General features: G+C 68.8%; 17 protein-coding genes. 8 read left to right on the top strand and 9 right to left on the bottom strand.

Features of this window, described 5'->3' with window-relative positions; translation table 11 throughout:
• Positions 1–2 precede the first annotated feature (2 nt).
• Positions 3–1,241, bottom strand: a complete 1,239-nt coding sequence (locus AB8P05_RS20265) for a benzoate/H(+) symporter BenE family transporter (protein WP_472760629.1) — start codon at positions 1,239–1,241, stop codon at positions 3–5.
• Positions 1,242–1,355: 114 nt separating this feature from the next.
• On the opposite strand from AB8P05_RS20265, the gene AB8P05_RS20260 reads away from it, so the two are divergent.
• Positions 1,356–2,054 carry a GntR family transcriptional regulator gene (locus tag AB8P05_RS20260; RefSeq protein ID WP_472760628.1) on the top strand — a complete coding sequence of 233 codons (699 nt, stop codon included), beginning with the start codon at positions 1,356–1,358 and terminating at the stop codon, positions 2,052–2,054.
• 24 nt (positions 2,055–2,078) lie between these two features.
• On the opposite strand, the gene AB8P05_RS20255 is transcribed toward AB8P05_RS20260, so the two are convergent.
• Together AB8P05_RS20255 and AB8P05_RS20250 are read right to left on the bottom strand one after the other, a co-directional pair.
• On the bottom strand, positions 2,079–4,538 hold the full coding sequence (locus tag AB8P05_RS20255) for a PAS domain-containing protein (RefSeq protein ID WP_472760627.1): 2,460 nt from the start codon (positions 4,536–4,538) through the stop codon (positions 2,079–2,081).
• Positions 4,539–4,651: 113 nt separating this feature from the next.
• On the bottom strand, positions 4,652–5,551 hold the full coding sequence (locus AB8P05_RS20250) for a LysR family transcriptional regulator (protein ID WP_472760626.1): 900 nt from the start codon (positions 5,549–5,551) through the stop codon (positions 4,652–4,654).
• Between the two features lie 75 nt (positions 5,552–5,626).
• Between AB8P05_RS20250 and AB8P05_RS20245 the strand changes: the two genes are divergently transcribed.
• The 3 genes from AB8P05_RS20245 to AB8P05_RS20235 are packed head-to-tail and all read left to right on the top strand — an operon-like array spanning position 5,627 to position 7,415.
• Positions 5,627–6,298 (top strand): MFS transporter, encoded by a 672-nt coding sequence (locus AB8P05_RS20245; RefSeq protein WP_472760625.1) that lies wholly within the window; start codon positions 5,627–5,629, stop codon positions 6,296–6,298.
• Positions 6,299–6,336: 38 nt separating this feature from the next.
• On the top strand, positions 6,337–6,879 hold the full coding sequence (locus tag AB8P05_RS20240) for an MFS transporter (RefSeq protein WP_472760624.1): 543 nt from the start codon (positions 6,337–6,339) through the stop codon (positions 6,877–6,879).
• 5 nt (positions 6,880–6,884) lie between these two features.
• Positions 6,885–7,415: a GNAT family N-acetyltransferase gene (locus AB8P05_RS20235; RefSeq protein ID WP_472760623.1), complete on the top strand. Its 531-nt coding sequence runs from the start codon at positions 6,885–6,887 to the stop codon at positions 7,413–7,415.
• 19 nt (positions 7,416–7,434) lie between these two features.
• Here the strand turns inward: AB8P05_RS20235 and AB8P05_RS20230 are convergent, their stop codons facing one another.
• From AB8P05_RS20230 to AB8P05_RS20220, 3 genes are all read right to left on the bottom strand, one after another.
• Entirely contained in the window at positions 7,435–7,689 is a 255-nt protein-coding gene (locus tag AB8P05_RS20230; RefSeq protein ID WP_472760622.1) for a hypothetical protein, read from the bottom strand.
• 139 nt (positions 7,690–7,828) lie between these two features.
• The gene (gene nhaA / locus AB8P05_RS20225) at positions 7,829–9,058 is read right to left on the bottom strand and encodes a Na+/H+ antiporter NhaA (RefSeq protein ID WP_472760621.1); all 1,230 of its coding nucleotides are present in this window, start codon (positions 9,056–9,058) and stop codon (positions 7,829–7,831) included.
• Between the two features lie 195 nt (positions 9,059–9,253).
• A complete protein-coding gene (locus AB8P05_RS20220; RefSeq protein WP_472760620.1) occupies positions 9,254–10,660 on the bottom strand; it encodes an Nramp family divalent metal transporter in 1,407 nt (468 codons plus the stop codon).
• 895 nt (positions 10,661–11,555) lie between these two features.
• Between AB8P05_RS20220 and AB8P05_RS20215 the strand changes: the two genes are divergently transcribed.
• Positions 11,556–11,771, top strand: a complete 216-nt coding sequence (locus AB8P05_RS20215) for a hypothetical protein (RefSeq protein ID WP_472760619.1) — start codon at positions 11,556–11,558, stop codon at positions 11,769–11,771.
• Positions 11,772–12,222: 451 nt separating this feature from the next.
• On the opposite strand, the gene AB8P05_RS20210 is transcribed toward AB8P05_RS20215, so the two are convergent.
• Positions 12,223–13,023: an undecaprenyl-diphosphate phosphatase gene (locus tag AB8P05_RS20210; RefSeq protein ID WP_472760618.1), complete on the bottom strand. Its 801-nt coding sequence runs from the start codon at positions 13,021–13,023 to the stop codon at positions 12,223–12,225.
• Positions 13,024–13,709: 686 nt separating this feature from the next.
• Here AB8P05_RS20210 and AB8P05_RS20205 point away from each other — a divergent pair.
• Positions 13,710–18,545, top strand: coding sequence for an NAD-glutamate dehydrogenase (locus AB8P05_RS20205; protein ID WP_472760617.1), 4,836 nt, complete (start codon positions 13,710–13,712; stop codon positions 18,543–18,545).
• Between the two features lie 230 nt (positions 18,546–18,775).
• On the opposite strand, the gene AB8P05_RS20200 is transcribed toward AB8P05_RS20205, so the two are convergent.
• Complete coding sequence (locus AB8P05_RS20200) at positions 18,776–19,711, bottom strand: helix-turn-helix transcriptional regulator (protein ID WP_472760616.1); 936 nt, start codon at positions 19,709–19,711, stop codon at positions 18,776–18,778.
• A gap of 304 nt (positions 19,712–20,015) precedes the next feature.
• Here AB8P05_RS20200 and AB8P05_RS20195 point away from each other — a divergent pair, with 304 nt between their 5' ends.
• On the top strand, positions 20,016–22,013 hold the full coding sequence (locus AB8P05_RS20195) for a TonB-dependent receptor domain-containing protein (RefSeq protein WP_472760615.1): 1,998 nt from the start codon (positions 20,016–20,018) through the stop codon (positions 22,011–22,013).
• A gap of 35 nt (positions 22,014–22,048) precedes the next feature.
• Complete coding sequence (locus AB8P05_RS20190) at positions 22,049–22,336, top strand: DUF2218 domain-containing protein (RefSeq protein ID WP_472760614.1); 288 nt, start codon at positions 22,049–22,051, stop codon at positions 22,334–22,336.
• A 607-nt stretch (positions 22,337–22,943) separates the two neighbouring features.
• On the opposite strand, the gene AB8P05_RS20185 is transcribed toward AB8P05_RS20190, so the two are convergent.
• Entirely contained in the window at positions 22,944–23,723 is a 780-nt protein-coding gene (locus tag AB8P05_RS20185) for a MarR family transcriptional regulator (RefSeq protein ID WP_472760613.1), read from the bottom strand.
• Positions 23,724–24,561 lie beyond the last annotated feature (838 nt).

Raw genomic sequence — 24,561 nt, 5'->3', positions numbered from 1 at the left:
CCTCACGTTCCGGCGGGGCGCCGCCGGTGCAGCAGATGCATCGCCCCGCCGAACAGCAGGCCCCAGAAGGCCGAGCCGATCCCGAAGAAGGACAGTCCCGACGCCGTGGTCAGCAGCGTGACCAGCGCCGGGATACGCTCCTCCTCCACCTGCAGGGCGGCGAGCAGCGAGCCGCCGAAGGCGCCGATCAGCGCCAGACCGGCAACCGCCTCGATCAGGATGGGGGATGACCGGGTGACGAGCGCGGCGGTGACCGCCGCGACCGCGGTCAGCAGGACATAGCCGACACCGCCGGCGACGGCCGCCTGCCAGCGCCGCTCGGGCCGCGGGTCGGCGTCGGGACCGGCGCACATGGCCGCGGTGATCGCCGCCAGATTGACCGTCGGCGCCCCGAACGGCGCCGTCAGGGCCGACGCGAGGCCGGTCGTCAGGAAGGCCGGCGCCACCCGCGGCGTGTAGCCGAAGGTCGCCAGCACCGCCAGACCGGGGATGTTCTGCGACGCCATGGTGACGACGAACAGCGGCAGGGCCAGCCCGATCAGCGCCTCCCAGGTGAAGACCGGCGTCACCGCCACCAGCGACGGCCAGGGATCGGCGGGCAGCGCGCCCGACAGCGGCGGGTCCAGCGCCATCGCCGCCAGCGCCACGGCGACCGCCGCCGGCACGGCGTAGAAGCGGGCGAACCGTCCGACCACCGCCCAGGTCGCCAGCACCAGCAGCCCCAGCCCCGGCGCCGCTCCGATCGCCAGCAAGGGCGCCAGACACAGCTTGAGCAGCAGTCCGGCGAGCATGGCGTTGGCCAGCGGCTTCGGAATCGCCGCGATCCAGCGGCCGAGCGGTGTCCACAGCCCCGTCGCCATGACCAGCGCCGCCACCGTCAGAAAGGCGCCGACCGCCGCAGGAAAACCGCCGGCCACCGGCCCGGTCGCCGCCAGCAGCGCCATGCCGGGCGTGGTCCAGGCGATGCTGATCGGCTGGCGCTGCCGCCATGCCAGCCAGACCGCCGAAAGCCCCATGGAGAGCCCGACGGCCACCAGGCCGGACGCGATCTGCGCCGTGTCCGCCCCGACCGCCGAAAGCCCATGGATCACCACCGCGACCGAACCGGCATAGCCGACCAGCGCCACCAGAAACCCGGTGGCGAGCGCTTGGAGCGACAGGCTGGACGGCGTCGGGGCGGCAGCCGTCCGGGCGGCGGAGGACGAGGCAGCGGCGGACTGGTCGGGAGGCGAGCCGGGCATGTCCGGTCCTTTCCGATGCGTGACAGAGGAGAGGAAAATCGTTAGATTGGATCCAATATCCGCGCAAGTGGTTTTCTCGCCCCGCTCTTCCCTCCGTCAACTCCGGGTCCCCGCATGCCCCACAATCCGGAAACGCCCGCCCCCGACCTGACCGCGGTGATCGCCCGCAACCGCCCGCGCTTCCGGACGGCGACCGAATTCGTCGAGGCGGCGATGCGCGAGGCGATCCTGGGCGGCACGCTGCCCGCCGGCGCGCCCTTGCGGCAGGAGGAGCTGGCCGCCGCCTTCGGCGTCAGCCGCATGCCGGTGCGCGAGGCCCTGCGCCAGCTGGAGGCGCGTGCGCTGGTGGAGTTCCACCCCCACCGGGGTGCCGTGGTGGCGGCGATCTCCGCCGAGGATTCGGCCGACATCGGCACCATCCGCACCGCCCTGGAACCGGCGGCGCTGCGGCTGTCGCTGCCGAAGCTGACGGCGGAGGATCTGACCCTGGCGGCCGACCTGCTGGCGGAGATGGACGGGGAGGCCGATCCGGGCAGCATGGGGGAGCTGAACCGCCGCTTCCACATGACGCTCTACGCCCGCGCCGGCCGGCCGCGCCTGCTGGCGCTGGTGGAGCAGCATCTGGCCGCCGCCGACCGCTATCTGCGCTTCCAGTTCGTGGCGCTCGGCTACCAGTCACGCTCCCAGGACGACCATCACGCCCTGCTCGCCGCCTGCCGGAGCGGCGACGCCGATGCAGCCTGCGCCATCGTGATCGACCATGTGACGGCCGCAGAGAAGGAGCTGACCGCCTTCCTCACCAAGCCGGGGTGACGAAATCAGGCCCCATTTCCGGAATTACCGCAGCCCCAGCAGCTCGCCCAGCGCGTGGCTGAGCTGGCGCGGCGTCACCGGCTTGTGGATGATGCCCAGCCCATGGGCGGCGGCGTCGCGTTCGCACTCCGGGCCGGTTTCGCCGGTCAGGATCAGTCCGGGCACCGGCGGCCCGCCCGCCTCCTCGAACAGCTTGCGGATGCCGGCGACCGCCTCCGTCCCGAAACGACCCTCGCGCAGGCGGTAGTCGGCAACCACCAGATCGGGACGGCGGCCGCTGCGGCGCAGCGCCTCCACCGCCTTTTCGGCGGAGCCGGCGACCAGCACCTCATAGCCCCATTCGCGGAAGATCGTTTCCAGACCCAGCAGCACGATGGCGTCGTCGTCCACCACCACGGCAAAGCGGCCGTCGCCGGTGGTCGCCGCCTCCGCCGGGGTCAGCGGCCGTTCGACCGCCCGGCCGAGCGGCAGGGCGATGACGAAGCTGGTCCCCTGCCCCGGCTTCGACTGCACGTCCACGGGATGGTTCAGCAGCTGCGACAGCCGCCGCACGATGGCGAGCCCGAGGCCGAGCCCGCGGTTGCGGTCGCGTTCCGGGTTGCTGACCTGATGGAACTCCTCCCAGATGCGTTCCAGATGGTCGGGCGGGATGCCTATGCCGGTGTCGCGCACCTCGATCAGCAGCCGGCCGCCGGTCTGCCGGCATTCGATGTCGATCCGGCCGCTCTCGGTGTAGCGCAGGGCGTTCTCCACCAGATTGCGCACCATGCGGGTCAGCAGCGTGCGGTCGGTGCGAGCGGCGGCGTTGCAGGACCGGACCTGAAGCTCCAGCCCCTTGGCCGCGGCGACCGGCCGGTACGAGGCGGCGATGTGGTCGAACAGCGGAGCCATGGAGACGGTCTCGATGTTCGGCTGCACCACCCCGGCGTCGAGCCGCGACATGTCCAGCAGGCTGTCGAGCAGCTCCTTCAGCGCGTCCAGCCCGCGGCCGAGATGCATCAGCGCGTTGGCGCCCTGGGGGCCCTGAACATGGGGCTTCAGCACGTCGACGAACAGCAGCAGCGCCTGCAGCGGCTGGCGCAGGTCGTGGCTGGCGGCGGCCAGGAACTTGCCCTTGGCCTGGTCGGCCGCCTCCGCCGTCTCCTTCGCCTGCATCAGCGCCTGCTGCGCCTGCCGGCGGGCGGTGATGTCGCGGAAATAGACCGACAGCCCGTCCGGGCTGGGATACATGCTGATCTCGACCCAGTCGCCGAGGATGGGCGACTTCACCTCGACGGTCATCTCGCGCCCTTCGCGCACCGCCTGCTTCTGCGCCTCGAACGCCTCGCTGCCCAGCACCTTGGGGAAGGCGTCCCAGATGCGGCGGCCCAGCAGGGTGTCGCGGCAGCGGCCCCACAGCTGCTCCGCCTTGCGGTTGATGTAGGTGAAGCGCCAGTCGTGATCGACGGCATAGAAGGCGTCGCTGATGCTCTCCAGGATCGTGACCGTCCGTTCGTGCGAGGCGCGCGCCTCCTCCTCCGCGCGCTTGCGCATGGTGATGTCGCGGAAGAAGCAGCCGACCCCCTCCGGCGTCGGCAGGAAGCGGACCTCCAGCCACAGCGTCGTGTCCTCGCCGTCCAGCCGCTTCTCGATGCTGGTCGGCTCCCGTTCCGTCATGGTCCGGCGGCACAGCGCCTCCAGGTCGGAGCCGGCGAGCTGCGGCCAGATCTCCCACAGGCGGCGGCCGCGCATCGCCGATAAGGGCTGGTGGTCGAGCTGCTCGGCCCGCCGGTTCTGGTAGATCACCCGGTAATCGCGGTCGAGCGCCACCAGCGCCTCGTCGATGCTGTCCAGGATGTCGGTGGCGCGCTTGCGCGCGTCGGCGATGGCCTCCTCCATCCGCCGCTCGTCGGAGCGGTCGTGCAGGATCCACAGATAGCCCTCCTCCTCGCCCTGCAGCGGCAGGATGGTCAGCGCTCCCCAGACCGTGGCGCCGTCGCGGCGGCGGAAGGCGCGCTCTTCCTGGATGCGTCCTTCGGCCAGCGCCCGCAGCCTCAGCGCGTCGGGCACGCCGGCCACCACGTCCTCCGGCGGGAACAGGAAGGCGACCGGCCGGCCCTGCGCCTCCTCCTCCGTCCAGCCCAGGATGCGGGCGGAACCGGGATTCCAGCTGGTCACCCGTCCGTCCGGCGCCAGGGTGAAGATGGCGTGGCCGACGGCGCTGTCCAGGATGGCGCGCAGCCGCCTTTCGCTGTCGGCATGGGCGGCGCGGCTGTGTTCCAGGGCGTCGAAGGCGGTCCGCAGATCCTCGTTGAGCGCGGTGACCGTCAGCAGGTCGTCACAGCCGCTGCAGGCGTTGGCGAGCGCTGCCCGCAGCCGCGAATTCTCCTGCTCCAGCTCCTCCACCCGCGACGCGGGCGGCGTAGCCGGCTGGGCGTTCGGGTCCGCTCCGCTCCCCTTCCGGCTGGTTGCGGGCTCGTTCGGGAGGGACTGAGGCTTGGTCATAGGCGCCCAAGAAAAACGAAAGTCTCAGAAAGCAAGAGTGCGCAATGCCGAAAGCCCCTGTAAACCATCCAAAGGAAATAGTCCTGATGATTAAAATGTCGGCAATTTTATCTTTATCGATACCGCATATCCGCAATCGCCCTGACCATTGCCCGTACGCCGGGATCGGGCACTTTGTCACGCCGTAACACCAACCCAAGCGTGCGGACCAGCGGCGGAGACAGCGGTTGGACCGCGAAACGGTCGTGGTCGCCCGGCCCCTGGACGGTGACCGACGGCAGGATCGACCGGCCCAGCCCGGCGGCGACGAGGTTCTTGATCGCCTCCACATTGCCGAGTTCCATGGCGGGGCGCGGCTGCACGCCGCCGGCCAGGAACCAGCCGTCGATCACCGCCCGCATGGTGCCGCCGCGCTCGTAGAGGATCAGCGCCCCGTCCGCCAGCGCCGCCGGCGCGATGCCCTCCGGCGCCGCCGGCTCCCCATCTCCGCCGATCGGCCCGACGCAGACCAGTTCCTCGCTGCACACCGGTTCGATGGACAGGCCGGCGCGGACGGCGGGCAGCGTGACCAGCGCGAGGTCCAGCGTCCCCGCCTCCACCGCATCCAGGATGTCGGGCGTGTTGCCGGTGACGACGATGATCTCCAGCCCCGGATGGGCGGCGCGCAGCGCGGTCAGGATCGGCGGCAGGCGGTAGATGCAGGCGGTGGCGCCGGTGCCGATGCGCACGCGCCCCGCCTGCCCGGCGCGGTGGCGCCCCATGGCGGCGGCTGCCGCCTCCGCCTCGTCGCGGATGCGGCGGATGAAGGGCAGCAGGTCGCGTCCGGCGGCGGTCGGCAGGGCGCGCTTGCCGACCCGCTCCACCAGACGCACGCCGAAGCGTTCCTCCAGATTGCGTATCTGCATGCTGACCGCCGGCTGGGTCAGACCGAGCCGGCTGGCCGCCTCGGTGAAGCCGCTATGCTCGACGACGGTGGCGAAGGTGATGAGCTGGTCGAGGTTCAGGCCGCGCATACCTCCAGCTTTCCTTATGATTCCGATCAAATCAATAAATTTGCCTTTTCCACGGCGGTCCGCGACGGTGGGGCCATGACGACCGCAGCAATTCCCTCCCCTGGCGCCTCCCCGGCCTCTCCCTCCACATGGCTCGTGCTGCTGTGCGCCAGCCGCTTCGCCACCTCGCTGTCCTTCATGGTTTATGCCGGCGCGCTGGTGCCGGCGATGCAGGCCTGGGGCATGTCGGCGGGGGAAGCCGGGTCGATCCAGACCGCCTTCAACATCGGCTATGCCCTGTCGCTGGTGGGCTCCTCCTGGTTCGCCGACAGCCTGGGCGCCAAGCGCGTCTTCCTGTGGGCGAGCTGGGCGACGGCGCTGACCGGCCTCGCCTTCGCCTTCTTCGCCCGCTCGCCGGAAAGCGGGCTGCTGCTGTTCGCGCTGGTGGGACTGACCCAGGGCGGCACCTACGCCCCCTCCATCATGCTGGTGGCGCAGGGCGTGCCGGCCGCCCGGCGCGGGGCGGCGGTCGGCTGGCTGCTGGCGGCGGGGTCGCTGGGATATTTCGCCTCCATTGCACTCGCGGCATCGCTGGCCGAGCGGATCGGCTACGAAGCCGCCTTCATCGCCTGCGGGCTGGGGCCGCTGCTGGCGGCGCTGCTCGCCACGCCGGGGCTGCGCGGGCGCGCCAATCTGGTTGCCGGCGGGGGGCGCGGCGGCTGCGCGGCGCCTTCCGCTTCCTGGCCGACCGCCGCTCCTTTCTGCTGACCGCCGGCTACACCACCCATTGCTGGGAACTGCTGGGCATGTGGGCCTGGCTTCCGGCCTTCCTCACCGCCAGCCTTGCGGATTCCGGAGGCGCCGGCATCCGCGGTCTGTGGATCGCCGCGGCCATCCATCTCTCGGGCTTCCTGTCGTCGCTGACCATGGGGCGGGCGTCGGACCGGCTGGGCCGGCGGGCGGTGCTGGTGGCGATGGGGCTGCTGGGCGCGGCCTGTTCCTTCACCATCGGCTGGATGGACGGGATGCCACTGGTCCTGGTGCTGGCGATGGCCGCCCTCTACGGCTTCTCGGCGCTGGGCGATTCCCCCGTCCTGTCCACGGCGATGACGGAATCGGTCGAGCCGGGCAGCCTGGGGGCGGCGCTGGCCGTGCGCTCCATCCTCGGCTTCGGTGCCGGCGGGGCCGCGCCGCTGGCGGTCGGGCTGGTGCTGGACCAGGCCGGCGGCATGGGCGGCCAGATGGACGGCTCCCCCTGGGGCTGGGGTTTCGCGCTTCTCGGCGTCGGCGGCGGGTTGGCGACCGTCTGCGCCCTTCTTCTTCCCGCCGACCGTCCTCACCGGAGTTGAAACTCATGCCTGCAATCATCGTGCGGGCGTCCGCCGACGCCGACATTCCCGCCATCGCCGCGATCTATGCCCGCCATGTCCTGCACGGCACCGCGTCGTTCGAGGAGGTTCCACCGGACGAGGCGGAGATGGCGCGGCGGCGCGCCGACATCCTCGGCCGCGGCCTGCCCTATCTGGTGGCGGAGTGCGAGGGGCAGCTCGCCGGCTACGCCTATGCCGGGCCCTACCGCACCCGCAGCGCCTATCGTTTCACGCTGGAGAATTCCGTCTATGTCGCCGACGGCATGGGCCGGCGCGGCATCGGCCGGGCGCTGATGGACCCGCTGATCGAGATGTGTGCGGCGGCGGGATACCGCCGGATGATCGCGGCCATCGGCGACAGCGCCAACCACGGTTCCATCGGGCTGCACGCCGCCTGCGGCTTCCGTCCGGTCGGGGTGCTGCCGGCGGTGGGCTTCAAGTTCGGCCGCTGGCTGGACGGCGTGCTGATGGAACGCCCGCTGGGCGAGGGAAGCGACAGCTTGCCGGTCGGCTGACCGGCCAGCCGGCCAAGCGTCAGTCGGCGCCCAGCAGCTCGTCCCGGCGCAGGCTGGGCGCCTTCGCCATCGGCACCGACTGCGGCAGTTCGACCGCGGGCAGACGCCATTCGACCGGCGGCGCCGAACCCGGCGTCGGCCGGTGATGGTCCAGCACCGCCAGCAGGGTCAGCAGCGCCAGGGCCAGCGTCACCACAAGAAGACGGCGGTCCACGCCCGCCATCGGGCCTGTCCCGCCGTTGTGTCCGGCCTTGTCGCGATCCGGCTGGGCCATGCCGCATCCTCCCCGATTGCCCGGCCTCACCGTTCAGGATCGGTTCGGCCGGGATCAGTTTGGACGATGCGGCCCGCCGTCACAATGTGGCCTTGCAGCATCCCGCTTTCGGCCGAAGCGAGGGCCGATGCGGCGGCCGTTACGCCGCGTTCCGGTCGGCCTTGGCGTAGGGAAGCGCCTCGGCGTCGGCCTTGCCCGACAGGAAGCGCAGAACCAGGGCGCCGGCGGTCGCGGACAGCAGCGACCCGGCAAAGACGCCGACCTTGACCGCGTCGCCGAGTTCGGGCGAGGTCGGGAAGGCCAGGGCGCCGATGAACAGGCTCATGGTGAAGCCGATGCCGCACAGCAGGGAGACGCCATAGAGCTGCGCAATGTTCGCCCCGGCCGGCATGTCGGCGAAGCCCAGGCGGATGGTCAGCCAGGCCGTCCCGAACACCCCGACCATCTTGCCCAGGAACAGGCCGAGCGCGATCCCCAGCGGGAGGGTGCCCGTCAGGATCGACGCGTCCATGCCGGCGAAGGACACGCCGGCGTTGGCGAAGCCGAAGACGGGGACGATCAGAAAGGCCACCCAGCCGTGGATGCCGTGCTCCAGCCGGTGCAGCGGCGAATGCATGTCGTCCGGCTTGCCGGGGGCCGGGCGCAGCGGGATCGTCAGGGCGAGCGTGACGCCCGCCAGCGTGGCATGGACGCCCGACAGCAGGACCGCGCCCCACAGGCCGGCGCCGAGGACGAGGTAGGGCAACAGGCTCTGGACGCCGAAGCGGTTCAGGGCGATCAGCGCCGCCAGGATCAGCGCCGCCGCGCCCAGGGCCGGCATCGACAGGTCGGCGGTGTAGAACAGGGCGATGATGATGACGGCGCCGAGGTCGTCGATGATGGCCAGGGCGGTCAGGAAGATCTTGAGGGAGGTCGGCACGCGCGGCCCGAGGAGCGACAGGACGCCCAGGGCGAAGGCGATGTCCGTCGCCGCCGGGATGGCCCAGCCGCGGATCGTTTCCGGATCGCTGCTGTTGAACGCCACATAGATCAGCGCGGGCACCAGCATGCCCCCGGCCGCCGCCACGCCCGGCAGGATCCGGCGCGACCAAGTGGAAAGCTGGCCGTCCAGCATCTCCCGCTTGATCTCCAGGCCGACCAGCAGGAAGAACACCGCCATCAGGCCGTCATTGACCCAATGCCCGATGCTGAGGCCCAGCACATAGCTGTGCAGCGTGTCGAAATAGACGCCCGACAGGGGGGAATTGGCAACGATCAGGGCAAGCGCCGCCGCGATCATCAGGAGAATGCCACCCGACGCTTCGCTTTGTATGAATTCCCTGAAAATGGAAATCGGGCGCGGGCGAGAGGGTTGCGTCTTTTCCACCATGGAATTCTGTCCTTATACGATTTCCGTCAGAGCGGTTCCATGCCAGCCATTATGCCGCGGGCAGGATGTTCGGGTTTATATGGGTGCGTTCGGATGAATAACAGGGCATGACGCCCCGGAGTGCCTTCCCCGGGGCGCCATAAGCCGCGTTCCCAGACGGCCCCACCGATCAGGCCCGGCGATCAGGCCCGGCGGTCAGGTCAGGAACTGGTAGTAGAGGACGTAGAGCGTCAGCAGGACCAGGCTGGCCGTGCCGGCCCAGGCCCAGGCGAACTGGAACTTGCTCGGCAGAAGCTCACGCTCGAAGTCGGAGGTGAAGTTGTCCTTGACCGCCTTGATGGTCAGCCAGAACAGCACCGGCGAGAAGACCAGCGCCATCACCGAGGCGACCTGGACCACGAAGATCGGCTCCGGCAGGCCGAAGACCACGGCGATGCCCGCCACCAGCCACAGCACCTGCATGCCGCGGTACAGAAGCTTGCGCATGCGCGGGTTGTCCCAGTCCCGCTTCAGCCGCACGGCGCATTCCTCGAAGATGCGCGCCTGGCCGTCGAAGTAGGTGAAGACGGTGGAGAACAGGGCGGCCACGCCGCCGGCGATGATGACCGGGAAGATCCAGGCGCCGAAGGTGTCGGTGTAGATGCGCGCGATCGTCGTGCCCATCTCGCTGCCCTTGGGCACCAGCCCCATCGGGTTCAGCACCGCAGCGCCGACGATCAGGAACACCATGCCCGACAGCATCGAGATGATGTAGCTGATGTTCATGTCGCGCTTGAACAGGATCAGGCTCTTCTTCATGTAGTCGGGGTCCATGTGCACGGTGTGCCCCTGGGCCCGCATCTCGTTGACCTTGACCATGCCGGCCTTCTTGTCCACCGCCCAGTTGGACTGCATGGGAGCAACTTCCAGCGTGGTGGGGAAATAGCCGAACATGGCGCCGAACAGCAGCATCGCACCGACCGGCGGCAGCGTCGGCAGCAGGCGCGACAGATATTCGGCCGGCGGCGGCGCCTGCAGCGCGAACGCCACGAAGCAGGAGACGGCGAAGATGATGATCAGCAGTTTGCAGATGCCCTCGACCGCCTTGTAGCTGCCCAGCCACAGGATGGCGACGGTGCCGACAAGAATGGTGACGGCCCACGCCTCCATCGGCATGAAGGGGAAGGCGGCCCACATCAGGGCGGCGCAGCCCAGCGCGCGGCCGGCGATGCCGACGGTGTTGGCGAGGCCCTGGAAGATCATAAACCAGAGCGGCCAGGTGCCGACGCGGTGGTAGGCGTTGATGATGGTCTCGCCCTTCACCATCGTGTAGCGGTGGGCGAACTCGAAGGCGCAATACTTGATGATGTAGGCGGCCAGGATCACCCACAGGAGATCGTAGCCGAAGCGGGCGCCGGCGGTCGGCGCGTGCATGATGTGGCTGGCGCCGATGCCCGTCATCGCCGCCGCGATGCCCGGCCCCATCGCCTTCCAGGTGTCCATGAACCCTGTGCCCGGCGCCTCCAGCCGGATTTCCTTCTTGGCGCCCCCGCCGTTGGCGGCGGTGCCGTCATACACCCCATCGACGGCGATTGCCGCGCTGTTTGTCGAGCTGATGCTCATTCCCTGTCCCTCCCTGCAGTGATCGTTGAACCGATCGAGGTCCATTGGCTCAGTTCCGCATGGATCCTTCCCGACCCTGGTTCGGGGGCAGCGGGCAACCGTTCCGCTGCGAACATGTTTGGTATGCCAAATATCAGATACACGTAGGGAAAAATATCCGCCCTCATCCAGCGTTTTTCACCAACAAAAAAATCTCAAAATCACCGGGATTAAAATCATTCGTCATGCGTACAGCAATACAGCAGCAGCTACTCTGAAGATGCTGCCGAACAAAGATTCAGTTGTTGCCATATCGAATAATATAGCCTATATGACTCGCGACTTGGCGTGTTTGAGCCACACGTCAAAGTCCCTCCCAGAAGGCTGTCCCGACAGGGGACGGGACAGCCTTCACTTCTCGTGCGAATTTTTATTTGCGATTGCACTCTGCATATCTGCAGATCGGCACAAACAGGACATGGCAACTCGGAGGAAGCCTGAACTTCCTCTTCGAGTTGCCATTTTTTGCGCGCGAGTTCTCCGCCTGCACAGCGGCGGCCCTCGGGCCTTTTGCAGCCTGGAGGTTGCGTTTCCACAACCAAGCAATGAAATGCCGACGCTGCCGCCGCACTGCGGCGATCCCTGCCGGATTTTCCGTATATGGACCGCGGCACCCCGTCCGTCAGAGTCCCGGCCGGGCGATTTCCCGCCGCCGGCCGGCTTTTCCGCTTCGAGAAAACAAGCGGCCGTTTCGGGATTAAAATCGTGTATACTTACGGTCAAGGTGGGTGCGGCGATGCGCCGAATTGCCCGGTCGTCTGTTGATCGGGCATGTCCAGTCCTGAGGTCGGGGCTGCGGGATCGGGTCCGCGGCGCTCCGAACCGAACGCAGAACGCAAAGCACCCGAGGGATGCCATGTTTCTGGAGCCGATCTCACTCGCCGTTGCGCTTTGCCTCGCCACCTTCGCCGCGACCGTCGCCGCTTCCGTCCTGACGTCGGTGTGGCAGAAGTTCCGCGCCCCGGACAGCTTCGCCGGGTCCATCCGGGCTCTGGGCCGCCCGGCCAACATGAACCGGCCGCCGCGGCGCATCGCCCGCCCCTTCATGTCCGTCTGCCGGACGACGGACTGAGTGGGACCGCCTTCAGGCGGCGGACTGCCAGAAAGGCAGCCCAAACACACGAATGGGCCGCGACATGGTCACGACCCATTCCTTGGCACTTTCAACGGACTGCCTCGCCGGGCAAGCCATGCGGCCCGGAGCGCGAGGCCGTCTTCGCAACCCTGGAGCCTCGCTCACGCGCGGCCGGCCTTACAGCGGGCCGTACAGGCGGGACTTGTCGCACCAGGCAGTCATGAAGGACTTGAAGGCCTGGACGAAGGATGAGAAGCCGTTCTTCGAGTGGAAGTCCGAAACGGTCGCGTAGGTCATGATTGCCTCCATGTGTTCACGAGGAAAAAGATATCCTGGTATACCAAATACCAGAAGCGCAAACCGCGCAACCCACGGGTGGCCGAAACACATGACTACTTGGATTGCCGGCTGATTGTTTGCTCATTGAGCATTTTTTACTGCTGACCACTCAGGCGTAGAGGACGAACAGCAGCGCCCCGCCCAGCAGCAGCCGGTAGATGACGAACGGCGTCAGGCTGGCGCGGCGCACCCAGGCCATCAGACCGCCGATGGTGAGGAAGGCGGCGACGAAGGCGAGACCGGCCGCGAGCAGCGCGTCCCACCCCACCGTTTCGCCGTCGCCCGCCATCATCACCTGAACCGTCGCCAGCGCCCCCGCGGCGAGGATGGTCGGGATGGAAAGCAGCATGGAGAAGCGGGCCGCGCTTTCCCGGTCATAGCCCAGCATCCGCGCCGCCGTCATGGTAATGCCGGACCGGCTGGTGCCGGGGATCAGCGCGAACACCTGCGCGACGCCGATGATCGCGGCATGGCTCAGGCTCATGCCGGCGACGGTCCGCGTCTGGCCTCCACGTGCGTCGGCGATGTACAGCAGGAGGCCGAAGCCGATGGTCGTCGCCGCGATGACCCCGATGCTGCGGAGATGGTCGGCGATCAGGCCATGCAACAGGAAGCCGGCGATGACCACCGGCAGCGTGCCGACGACCAGCAGCAGGCAAAGCCGGCGCGCCTCCGTCGACCGGCCCCGCAGCAGGTCCCACCCGCCCCGGCTCATCGCCAGGCTGTCCCGCCAGAAATAGGCGATGACGGCGCCCAGCGTGCCGACATGCAGGGCGATGTCGATCGTCTGGCCCTGATCGGCCCATCCCGTCAGTTGCGACGCGAGAACCAGATGGCCGGACGAACTGACCGGCAAGAACTCGGTGATGCCCTGCACAAGAGCGAGGCTTATGAGGAATTCTATATCCACGCCTTTTCCTTCTCCGGAAGGCAAATGCCGACTTGATACTTGCGCGGCCATGCCTGTCCGCGCCGCGACGACGAGGAAACTCCTCGCGCAACGGACAAGCTGCAGCCGCTTTCCAAGAATGGGAGCGGCCCGGAAATAGCCGAATGAAAAATCTGCAATTGGTTGGAGCGGCGAACAATCGATCGGTGTCGGGGCCTGGGCGCCGAAGCGGTGCGCGCCCCCACATTCGTTCCGATCTTGCCGCGAACTCCCGCATTCCACCTGATGACCGCCGCGCGATGTCACGGCGGAGAACGAATCCACCATTCGGTCAGTCCCGCTGACCTTCTTTCCGCGCCACTTTCCAGGATTTCCGCCATTTTGCCGGCGGACCGCCGAAGCATACGAATCGATTCGGCTTCGCCGGCCCCCCGACCGCTCCGCGACCACCGAGAGGTGCGGCAGAAGGGCACTGTGCGTCTTTGCCGCGGTGCCGCGGGTGGAGCGGCGATGGCGGGGATGTGAACGGGCTATGGATAAATTCGGCGAATATGTCACTGGGTTGTCCGAATCTTTGGAGAAATACCCCGAAAGGGGTGCGAATCGCCGCTTGGTCAGAAATCCTGCCGTTTATTTGCCGTCGAATTGTCGAAACGGGTTTGGTACTACCAATCCAAAGAAAACCCCGAGAGGAGACATCCACCATCATGCGGACGGCGACGAAGGATCTGGCAGGCGACTTGCGGCAGCAGCTGGCCGAGCTGGTGCGCAGCCGGGTTCCGAACGCGCGGGCGGAGCGCTTCGTCAAGCGCTTCTACGCCAACGTGCCCCCCGACGACCTGCTGCGCGGCACGCCGGAACAGCTTTACGGCGCCGCGCTCGCGATGTGGCAATGGGCACAGCAGCGCACGCCCGGCAAGCCCAAGGTCCGGGTCTATGCGCCGCGGCTGGACGAGCATGGCTGGCAGTCCGAACGCTCGGTGGTGGAGATCGTCAACGACGACATGCCCTTCCTGGTCGATTCCGTCACGGCGGAGCTGAACCGGCAGGGCGTCACCGTCCATCTCATCATCCATCCCGTCACCCGCGTCGTCCGCGACGCCGAGGGCCGCATCGTCGAGCTGCTGGAGCCCGGTGAGGAGAAGGACGGCGCCCGCGACGAATCCTTCATGCACTGCTCCATCGACCCGCTGTCGGACCCGGCCGCCCAGGCCCGCCTGCGCGAGGGCATCGAGCGGGTGCTGGCCGACGTCCGCGCCGCGGTGGAGGACTGGAACCCGATGCGCGAGCGCGTCCGCGCCGCCCGCGACGACATCGCCCACGCCCCCGACGCCGAGGAATCGAAGGAGGCCGCCGACTTCCTGACCTGGGTCGACGACGGCAACATGACCCTGCTGGGCAGCCGCCTCTACATCGCCACCGTCGGCGGGGAAGGCCGCGAACCCTGGCTGGAGCTGGTGGAGGGCAGCGGGCTGGGCGTGCTGCGCGACCCGGAAATCACCGTGTTCGACGAACACGGCCATGCCGCCGTCCTTCCGGAGGAAATCCGCGCCTTCCTGCACCAGCCGCGGGCGCTGCTGGTGACCAAGGGCACCCGGCAGGCCACCGTGCACCGCTCGGTCCCGCTGGACGCCATCCTGGTCAAGCGCTTCGACGGGGACGGCAAGGTGGTCGGCGTCACGCTGGCGGTCGGCCTGTTCACCTCCGTCGCCTACAACCGCAGCCCGCGCGAGATCCCGTTCCTGCGCCGCAAGGTCGCCCGCGTCATGGGCCGCGCCGGCTTCGACCCGTCGGGCCATGACGGCAAGGCGCTGCTGAACATCCTGGAGACCTATCCGCGCGACGAGCTGTTCCAGACCCCGTCGGACGAGCTGTTCGAGACCGCACTCGGCATCCTGCACCTGCAGGAACGCCAGCGCCTTGCCCTGTTCGTCCGCCGCGACCCGTTCGAACGCTTCGTCTCGGCGCTGGTCTTCGTGCCGCGCGACCGTTACGACACCGCGCTGCGCCGCAAGATCCAGGGCGTGCTGGAAACGGCCTTCCACGGCACCTGCACCTCCTACTTCACCCAGCTGTCGGACAGCGCGCTCGCCCGCCTGCACCTGATGGTGAAGACGGAGCCGGGCAAGATCCCGCCCGCCGACATCAGCGAGATCGAGGCGCGGCTGGTCCAGGTCTCCCGCAGCTGGGCCGACCGTCTGCGCGACGCGCTGGTCGAGGCGCATGGCGAGGAGACCGGCAACGCCCGCCTGCGCCGCTATGCCGACGCCTTCCCCGCCGGCTACCGCGAGACCTTCACCGCCGAAGCCGCCGTCCACGACATCGACCGCATCGAACGGGTGCTGGCCGAACAGCGGCTGGGCATCGTGCTGTTCCACCCGCTGGAGGCGGACAGCGACGAGCTGCACGTCAAGATCTACCACCAGGGCCGGCCGGTGCCGCTGTCCGACGTGCTGCCGATGCTGGAGCACATGGACCTGAAGGTCATCACCGAACAACCCTACGAGGTCCGCCCGGCCGGCGGCGCGTCCGTGCCTTCGGTATGGATCCACGATTTCACCGCCCGCACCCAGACCGGCCTGCCGGTGGACTGCGTCAAGGTCAAGCAGACCTTCCAGGATGCCTTCGCCGACGTCTGGGACGGCCGGATGGAGGATGACGGCTTCAACCGCATGATCCTGCGCGCCGGCCTGACCGGCCGCGAGGTGGTCGTGCTGCGCGCCTATGCCAAGTACCTGAAGCAGGCCCGCTTCGCCTACGCCCAGGACACCATCGAGGCGACGCTGGCCGGCCATCCGCAGATCGCCCGCCTGCTGGCCCGCCTGTTCGCCGCCCGCTTCGACCCGGCCAACCGCGCCGACGAGGCGCCGGTGCTGGAACAGATCGAAGACGCGCTGGACGCCGTCACCAACCTGGACGACGACCGTATCCTGCGCCGCTTCGCCAACCTGATCCGCGCCACGCTGCGCACCAACGCCTACCAGACCGCCGCCGGCGGCGGCCCGAAGCCCCACCTGTCCTTCAAGCTGGACAGCGGCTCCATCGAAGAGCTGCCGCTGCCCCGCCCGTGGGTGGAGGTGTTCGTCTACAGCCCGCGCATGGAAGGCGTCCATCTGCGCGGCGGCAAGGTCGCCCGCGGCGGCATCCGCTGGTCCGACCGGCGCGAGGATTTCCGCACCGAGATCCTGGGCCTGATGAAGGCGCAGATGGTGAAGAACACCGTCATCGTGCCGGTGGGCTCCAAGGGCGGCTTCGTCGTCAAGCGTCCGCCGCCCCCCAGCGCCGGCCGCGAGGCGGCGCTCGCCGAAGGCATCGAGTGCTACAAGACGCTGATGCGCGGCCTGCTGGACATCACCGACAATCTGGCCGCCGACGGCTCCGTCGTGCCGCCGAAGGACGTGGTGCGCCATGATGGCGACGATCCCTATCTGGTGGTCGCCGCCGACAAGGGCACGGCCACCTTCTCCGACATCGCCAACGGGGTGTCGGTCGACCATGGCTTCTGGCTGGGCGACGCCTTCGCCTCGGGCGGCTCGGCCGGCTACGACCACAAGGCGATGGGCATCACCGCCCGCGGCGCCTGGGAATCGGTGAAGCGCCATTTCCGCGAGATGGGCACCGACATCCAGACCACCGACTTCACCGTGGTCGGCGTCGGCGACATGTCGGGCGACGTGTTCGGCAACGGCATGCTGCTGTCCCGCCACATCCGCCTGCTGGCCGCCTTCGACCACCGCCACATCTTCCTCGACCCCGATCCCGACGCCGAGACCAGCTGGGAGGAGCGCAACCGGCTGTTCGCCCTGCCCCGCTCCTCCTGGGCCGACTATGACCGCAAGCGGATGTCCAGCGGCGCCATGATCATCGAACGCAGCGCCAAGACGGTGGAGCTGTCTTCGGAGGTCCGCGCCCGCTTCGGCATCGAGCAGACCCACCTGTCGCCGACCGAGCTGATGCGCCGCCTGCTGACGGCGGAGGTCGACCTGCTGTGGTTCGGCGGCATCGGCACCTACATCAAGGCCTCGACCGAAACCAATGCCGAAGCCGGCGACAAGGCAAACGACGCCCTGCGCGTCGATGGCGGCCAGATCCGCGCCAAGGTGGTCGGCGAAGGCGCCAACCTGGGCGTCACCCAGCGCGGCCGCATCGAAGCCGCCCAGAAGGGACGCGACGGCAAGGGCGTGCGGCTGAACACCGACGCCATCGACAATTCGGCCGGCGTCGACACCTCCGACCATGAGGTGAACATCAAGATCCTGCTGGGCGACGTCATGGCGCGGGGCGACATGACGCTGAAGCAGCGCGACACCCTGCTGTCGGCGATGACCGACGAGGTGGCGGGGCTGGTGCTGGCCGACAATTACCGGCAGACCGGCGCGCTGACCATCGCCGAGGCGCAAGGCGCTGCCCTGCTGGAGGCGCAGTCGCGCTTCATCCGCAACCTGGAGCGCAGCGGCCGCCTGAACCGCGCCATCGAGTATCTGCCGACCGACGAGGAGCTGGCCCAGCGCATGGCCGAGCGCCGCGGCCTGACCCGGCCGGAGCTGGCGGTGCTGCTGGCCTATGCCAAGATCACGCTGTACGACGACCTGCTGGCGTCCGAACTACCGGACGATCCGGCAACGGTCGAGGATCTGCTGCGCTACTTCCCGCAGCCGCTGCGCGACGGCCATCGCGAGGCGATCTTCCGCCACCGTCTGCGCCGCGAGATCATCGCCTCCGCCGTCACCAACAGCCTGGTCAACCGCGTCGGCCCCACCTTCGTCCGCGACATGGTGGAGAAGACCGGCCTCGGACCGGCGGACGTCGCCCGCGCCTATGCCATCACCCGCGACGTGTTCCAGCTGCGCCCGCTGTGGGATGCCATCGACGGTCTGGACAATCTCGTTCCGGCCGCCCTGCAAACCACGCTGATGCTGGAGACCGTCCATCTGATGGATCGTGCGGTGGCGTGGTTCCTGGCGCACAGCCCGCACCCGCTGGATCTGGGCCGCGAATCCGCCGCCTTCCGTCCGGGGGTGGAGACCCTGGCCGCCGGGCTGGATCATTTCCTCGACGCCGAGGAATCCTCCCGCCTCGCCGCCCGTGTCGCCGACGCCACCGCCCAGGGCGTGCCGGAGGATCTGGCCCGCCGGGTCGCAGCATTGCCGGTGCTGGCCGCCGCCCCGGATCTGGTGCGGATCGCCGAGCGCACCGGCCGCGCGGTGGAAGGCGTCGCCTCGGTCTATTTCGGGCTGGGCCGCCGCTTCGGCCTGGAATGGCTGCGCGACCGCGCCAGCGGCGCCAAGGTGGACAACCACTGGCAGCGTCAGGCGGTCGCCGCGATCATCGACGACCTATTCGCCCACCAGAGCGCGCTGACCATCCGCGTGCTGGAGAGCGAAGGCGACGAGGCCGCGGCGGTCGATGCCTGGATCGCCAGCCGCAGCCTCGTAGTGGAGCGTGTCGAGCAGCTTCTGGCCGAACTGCGGGCCCAGCCGGCAGTCGACCTCGCCATGCTGGCGGTCGCCAACCGGCAGCTTCGCGGCCTGATCGCGGGGTGACGAGGACACAGGGACCAACGGGATAGGAGACGCTCGGTTCGGACGGCCCGGTCGCGCAGCTTTGCGCAGCCGGGCCGCCGGAACGCCGGCGCCTTTGCAGGCACGTTCGGGCGCCGATTTCAGTCTCCTCGCCTCGGGCGGATCCGCTTCACCGCGGATCCGCCCATTTTCTTTGCCGGTCACTTTCCTTTTCGAAAGCAACTTCTGCGGATATCAGCCCGTATCGTGATTCAACTTCTGCCCGCGGCCGATGGAAGGGCGATGCGGGTCGCCCGCGCTTCCCGCGGGCAGCGGCCGAAGCGCCGTTTGAAGGCGGTGGCGAAATTCGCCGGGCTGGAATAGCCGGCGAGATAGGCCGCCTCCGTCACGCTGACGCCCTCGCATTCCAGCGCCGCCCGCGCCCGCTCCATCCGCCGCGCCCGCTCATACTCGAACACCGACATGCCATGGCCGGCGCGGAACAGCCGGTGCAGCGTGCTGACGCTCATCCCGGCATGGCGGGCAACCTCCTCCAGCCGCAGCGGCGCGTCGTCGTCGGGGTCGCGGCTTTCCAGATAGTCGCAGGCGATGCGCAGGCGGGCATGGTCCCGGCTGCTCAAGGGATTGGCGGCGGGCATGTCCACCATGCCAAGCGCATCGGCGACGATCTCCAGCGCGTGGCTTTCCAGATAGAGGCTTTCCAGCATCGGCGGGCAGGCGATCGGGCCGGTCAGCCGTTCCGCCAGCGCCACCTGCCGGGCCGTCGGCCGCAGCATCAGGCTGGCGCCATGGGTCCGGCGGAAGCGCTGCAGGCCGCCCTCCCCCGCCGCCGGACCGGCCGACGCGCAGCCGTCGCCATCCAGCCAGTCCGGCGGCAGGCCCAGCGTGATCTTGCGCACCCGGTTGCCGCGCATCGCCCGGCGCTGGAACCGGTCCTCCTCGGTGCGGGACAGCAGGAACAGCACCGGCTCGCGCGCCGCCGACAGGGCGTAGCGGCGCTCGCCGAGCGAGATGTCCACCTCCCCGCGCAGGAACAGCGCCACCGTCAGACCCGGCCCGGCGGCGGCGGCCGTCGTCATGTCGCGCAGATCGACCGCGTCGGTGGCATGTAGCGACAGGCCGCTGCGCAGCATCTCCATGCGGAACCGGCCGCGCAGCACGATGTCGTCGGGATCGAGCGACGGCACGATGGCCGGCAGCGCCTCTCCCCGCGGTTGCCGCGCGCCACCAGATCCCGCCAGCGGAGCGGGCAGTCCGCCTCCATCACGTCGACCTCCGTCACCGGCCCCTCCCCATCATCTGGCGAACCGGCAAAGGAGTTTGACCGGCGCGCAAAGGCATCGTCGGCGCAGCGCGGGCTATACCAGCGTGAACAGCGTCCGAAACGCTGAACCCATATTGCGAATGCGTCGCATTCTCGGATATCACAGTGCCGGCCGATGGTCCAGCGGGCGTGGTCCGGGGGTGACGCGAAAGGATGGACTGCCGACCATGACCAGCCGATTCCGTCACCGGATCACCAGCACCACCGCCCTCCTCACCTTGTCGCTGATCGCGCAGGCGGCCCCGGCCCTCGCCCAGGCCGGCGGTACGACCGACAAGGCCGTCACCCTCCCCTCCGTTGCGGTGGAGGGCGAGGCGCCCCGCCCGGTGGAGGCGGCGACCGTCATCGACCGGAAGACCATCGACCGCGAGCTGCCGCAAAACCTGCGTGAGCTGTTCCAGGACGAGCCGAGCATCACCGTCCCCGGCAGCAGCACCGCGGCGCAGAAGATCTATCTGCACGGCATCGACCAGAGCAAGCTGAACGTCACCATCGACGGTGCGGCACAGCGCGCCGGCATCTGGCACCACAACGGCAACCTGACTCTCGACCCCACCTTCCTGAAGTCGGTGCAGGTCGATCCCGGCGTGTCTCCCGCCGATGCCGGTCCGGGCGCGCTCGGCGGCGCGGTCGCCTTCAGGACGAAGGACGCCACCGACATGCTCCTGCCGGGGCAGGATGTCGGCGCCACCGCCATCCTCGGCTACGACACCAATTCCAGGACATGGCGGACCACCGGCGCCGGCTATGCCGCCAAGCACGGCTTCGAGATCCTCGGCATCGGCACCCTGTCGCGCGGCAGGAACTACGAGAACGGCAATGGCGTGACCGAGGCCGGCACCGGCACCGATCTGGTCAGCGGCCTGGGCAAGCTGGCCTATGAGTCCGACGGCGGCCACCGCATCTCGGTGTCGGGCGAGCATGTGCGCGACGACGCGGTGCGCCGCCTGCGCTCCAACCTCGGCATCGTCGGCGGGCCGACCGGGCCGCTGATGAACAGCAACAGCGCGACCCGCACCACCGCCGTCGTCAGCTACGAGACCACGCAGCCGACCGACTGGTTCAATCCCGGCGTCACCGTCTCCTACACCCGCAACAGGCTGGAGCGGCCGAACGAGAACCGCCGCACCACCGCGCACGGCGCCTTCGACAGCCAGATCGACACCATCGGCCTGACGGTGAAGAACAGCTTCGCCATTCCGACCGGCACGCTGACCGCCGGCTTCGACCTGTCCCGCGATGACATCCACATCGACCGCTTCCACTTCACCACCGACGCGGACGAGCGGATCACCAATGTCGGCGGCTTCCTGCAGGCCCGCCTCGCCCCGGTGGAGCGGCTGCGCCTGTCCACCGGCGTCCGCATCGACCACCAGAGCTACCGCTCGGTCGACAAGAAGACCTTCGACAACACCGGCATCAGCCCCAACCTGTCGGCCGACTATGCCGTGACCGACCGGCTCACCGCCTTCGGCGGCTACAGCTACAATTGGGGCGGGCTGGAGATGGCGGAAGCCGCCCTGTTCCACGCCGCCAACTACCGCTATTCCAGCGACCTGGAGCCGGTGACCGCCCACAACATGCGCGCCGGCCTGCGCTATGCCGACCAGGGCCTGCGGCTGGAGGCGGCGGCCTTCCTCACCTACATGGAGAATCCGGTCGCCTGGAACTACACCACCTACACCCGCGTCAACGGCGAGGATCTGCGCAGCCGGGGCTTCGACCTGACCGCCGGCTATGACTGGAGCAATGCCGGGATCAGCGCGAAATACACCCACACCGACGTGAAGTACGGCAACCGCATGGCGCTGTCGTCCGACTACAACACGGCGGTGCCGGTCGGCGACCTCTTCGCCCTGCGCGGCCATTACGGCTTCGAGGATCTGCGGCTGACGCTGGGCGCCTCGGCGGAGATCGCGCTGAAGGTCGAGGACGACGCGCTGCGGGCCAACGGCTTCCGCTCCATCGACGGCTATCAGGTCGTCAACCTCTTCACCGAATGGAAGCCGCTGGAGACGGCGCCCAACTGGACCCTGCGTGCCGAGGCCAACAACATCTTCGACGCCGCCTATGTCAGCCGGTCGAGCTACGGCCAGACCTCCACCGTGCAGCCGGCGCTCGCGGAGGGGCGGACCTTCTATCTCACCTCCACCGTCAAGTTCTGAGCGGGCCGGACCCCGTCACGATAGGGAGCGCATCCATGCTGACCGAAACGGCCACGATCCCGACCGCCCTTGCCAGCCGGTATCTGCAGCAGCTCTGCAAGCATTTCGCCCACAAGATCGCGGTGCGGTACGACGCCGCCAGTGGTGAGGCGGAATTCCCCTGGGGACGTTGCGCGATGACGGCGTCCGACGGCCTGCTGACCCTGCGGGCCGAGGCGGCGGACGCCGAGGCGCTGGCCCGCGTCAAGGCGGTGGTGGACGACCATCTGATCCGCTTCGCCTGGAAGGAGGGGCTGAAGCCGGACTGGACTCCCGCAGGCTGACACCCCCGGGTCCGATACTGGCCGGTCCGGGACCCGGCGGTCCTCACCGGCCGCCGGATCCGGGCCTTCGCCGGCTTCCTGTTCCTCCGCGGAAGAAGCCAAAAGCCGCGGCCCCGGATCCGCCAGCCGGCAGCGCGCCAGTTCCCGCTGCCGCTCGGCCATCGCCGCTTCGCGGGCACGGGCACGGCGGCGCTGCTCCTCGGTACGGGCGCGCAGTTGCTGTTCCTGGCGCAGACGCGAGGCCAGACGCCGCAGATCGTCGGCAGCCCGGCTCTCCGCCATCGCCGGCAGGGCGGCGAGCGCGTCGCGGAAGTCACCCAGCGTCGGAAAGCGGCTCCAGCCGCTGCGGAAATTCGCCCAGACCGCATCGAAGGCCGCCATCCAGCGATCGGCCGGCCAGTCGGCCATCGCCCGCACGTCCGCCTCCAGCAGGTCGGCGTCCGGCAGTTCCAGCGCGAAGCGGTCGGCCAGCTTCTCCAGCCCGATCAGCACATTCTCGATCCCGATCGGCGGCGTCAGCGCGCCGATGGCCTGCTCCACCCGCTCGGCCAGCGCCCCGATCTCCTCGGGCGACAGATCCTGCGTCTCGAACCGCAGGTCGGCGACCTCAAGACTGGCCAGCGAGGCGAAGCCGCAGGGCAGCGAGGGTTTCGCGGTTGCGGACAGCAGCGTCGGGCACGGATCCGCTTCGGGGAAGGACGGAACGGCGATCATGGCGGGGCTCCCGGCGGGGGTGGCGGAGGGCGGACGGAATGGACGGAGAAGCTTCGGCGGCGGGGGCGCGGGCCGCATCGGGCGGAGCGACCAGTTCCCGGAGGATCCAGCGCCGCCATGCGGCCCCGGGATCCGGCGGGCGGTAGCCGTTGCGGGCATGGGCCTTCCGGCACCAGGCCACGAACTTCGCGGTGACCCGGCCGGCATCGACCTCCGGCCGCTCCTGTGCTGCCCAGGCAAGGTCGCCGGCATCCGGCTGCCAGTCCGCCGGCAAAGCCCCATCCTGCCGCGCAATCTCCCCGCCCGATGGGGAGGAGGAGGATTCAGGATTCTGGGAGAAGGAGAAGCCGGCCGGCGAACCGCCGATGTCTGCCGGCTGACAGGACATGCCGGCGGTGACGCCCTCCATTCCCGTCAGCCGATAGGCGAAACCGCGCAGTCCGCGCCGCGGCTGTGCGCAGACCAGCGGGGCCGGCGAACCTTGCAGGCCCTTCAGCACGGCGTTGAACCAGGCGCGGCTTTGCCCAAGCTCCTCCGCCAGCTCCCCTTGCGTGGCGGTGCAGACACCGTCGCGGTCGGCATGGGCATAGAGCGCGGACAACACCGCGATGTCGGCGGCCTGGATGCCGGGCACGGCAATCCAGCGCCTGTACATGTCGATGTATGGCTTCATTGAGACACCCGTCTGTCGGTCGATCCGTGGACGGGCGGAGACAAAGGGAGAGCGTCGACGGACTCGATGTGAATCCGCTTGGCATCAAGGGCCTGCCCTGCCATCATGGAGTCGCCAAACAGCCAGATGTGGGGTGCCCGGGTTTCCCTCGGTCTCCTCCGTCCGACACGAAGGGCCCGGAGCAATCCGGGCCTTTTGTGTTTGCGGAGGTCGGTCCTCCGTTACGTCATGGTGCTCTCCTTCAGGATGCGCAAACCCGTGGCGCCGGCCAGGAACTGGCAGGAGCGCAGGATGATGGCGTGAGGGCGGTTTTCGCCCGTTTTTTGAAATGTGTACGTCCCGTTGCGCGTCTGTCCACGGTCTTCGGAAACTGGCGGATCGGCGACGTTCCAACCGGGTGGATCGGGATTCTCCTGCGGGAATCAATCACTTGTGTCGCCGCAGTGTCGGCCGGTCCGCCGCGGGTGTCGTCGTTGTGCCGAAAGATTCGGGTCCGAACGTCGCCGTTGTGCCGAAAGATTCTTGGGGATCGGAGCTTTGTGTCCGCCGGATCCCGCCCACGAACGTCGCCGTTCTGCCGAATAATGGAGCCCCTCCCTCCCCTCCCCCACCGCCGGCCGGCCGGAATCGGCGGAGAATCGGGCGGGAATCGGCCCTTCGGCGGATCGTCCGAACGTCGTCGTTCTGCCAGTCGAGGGCCGTCCAGGGGGCCTTTCGACCCCGACCGGGGCAGCGGATAAGGACATTATCTAAGTGATTGCAATGGGTTAGATGAAAATCCAGCCGCTCCGCCACCTCCCGGCACGGCAGAACGCAGACGTTGACCCCGCCGCCGGGA

The organism is Azospirillum sp. VT-I1 (genome assembly GCF_055698305.1).
Note: the sequence above shows the minus strand (reverse complement) of the source record. Positions and strands in the feature narration are given on the sequence as shown.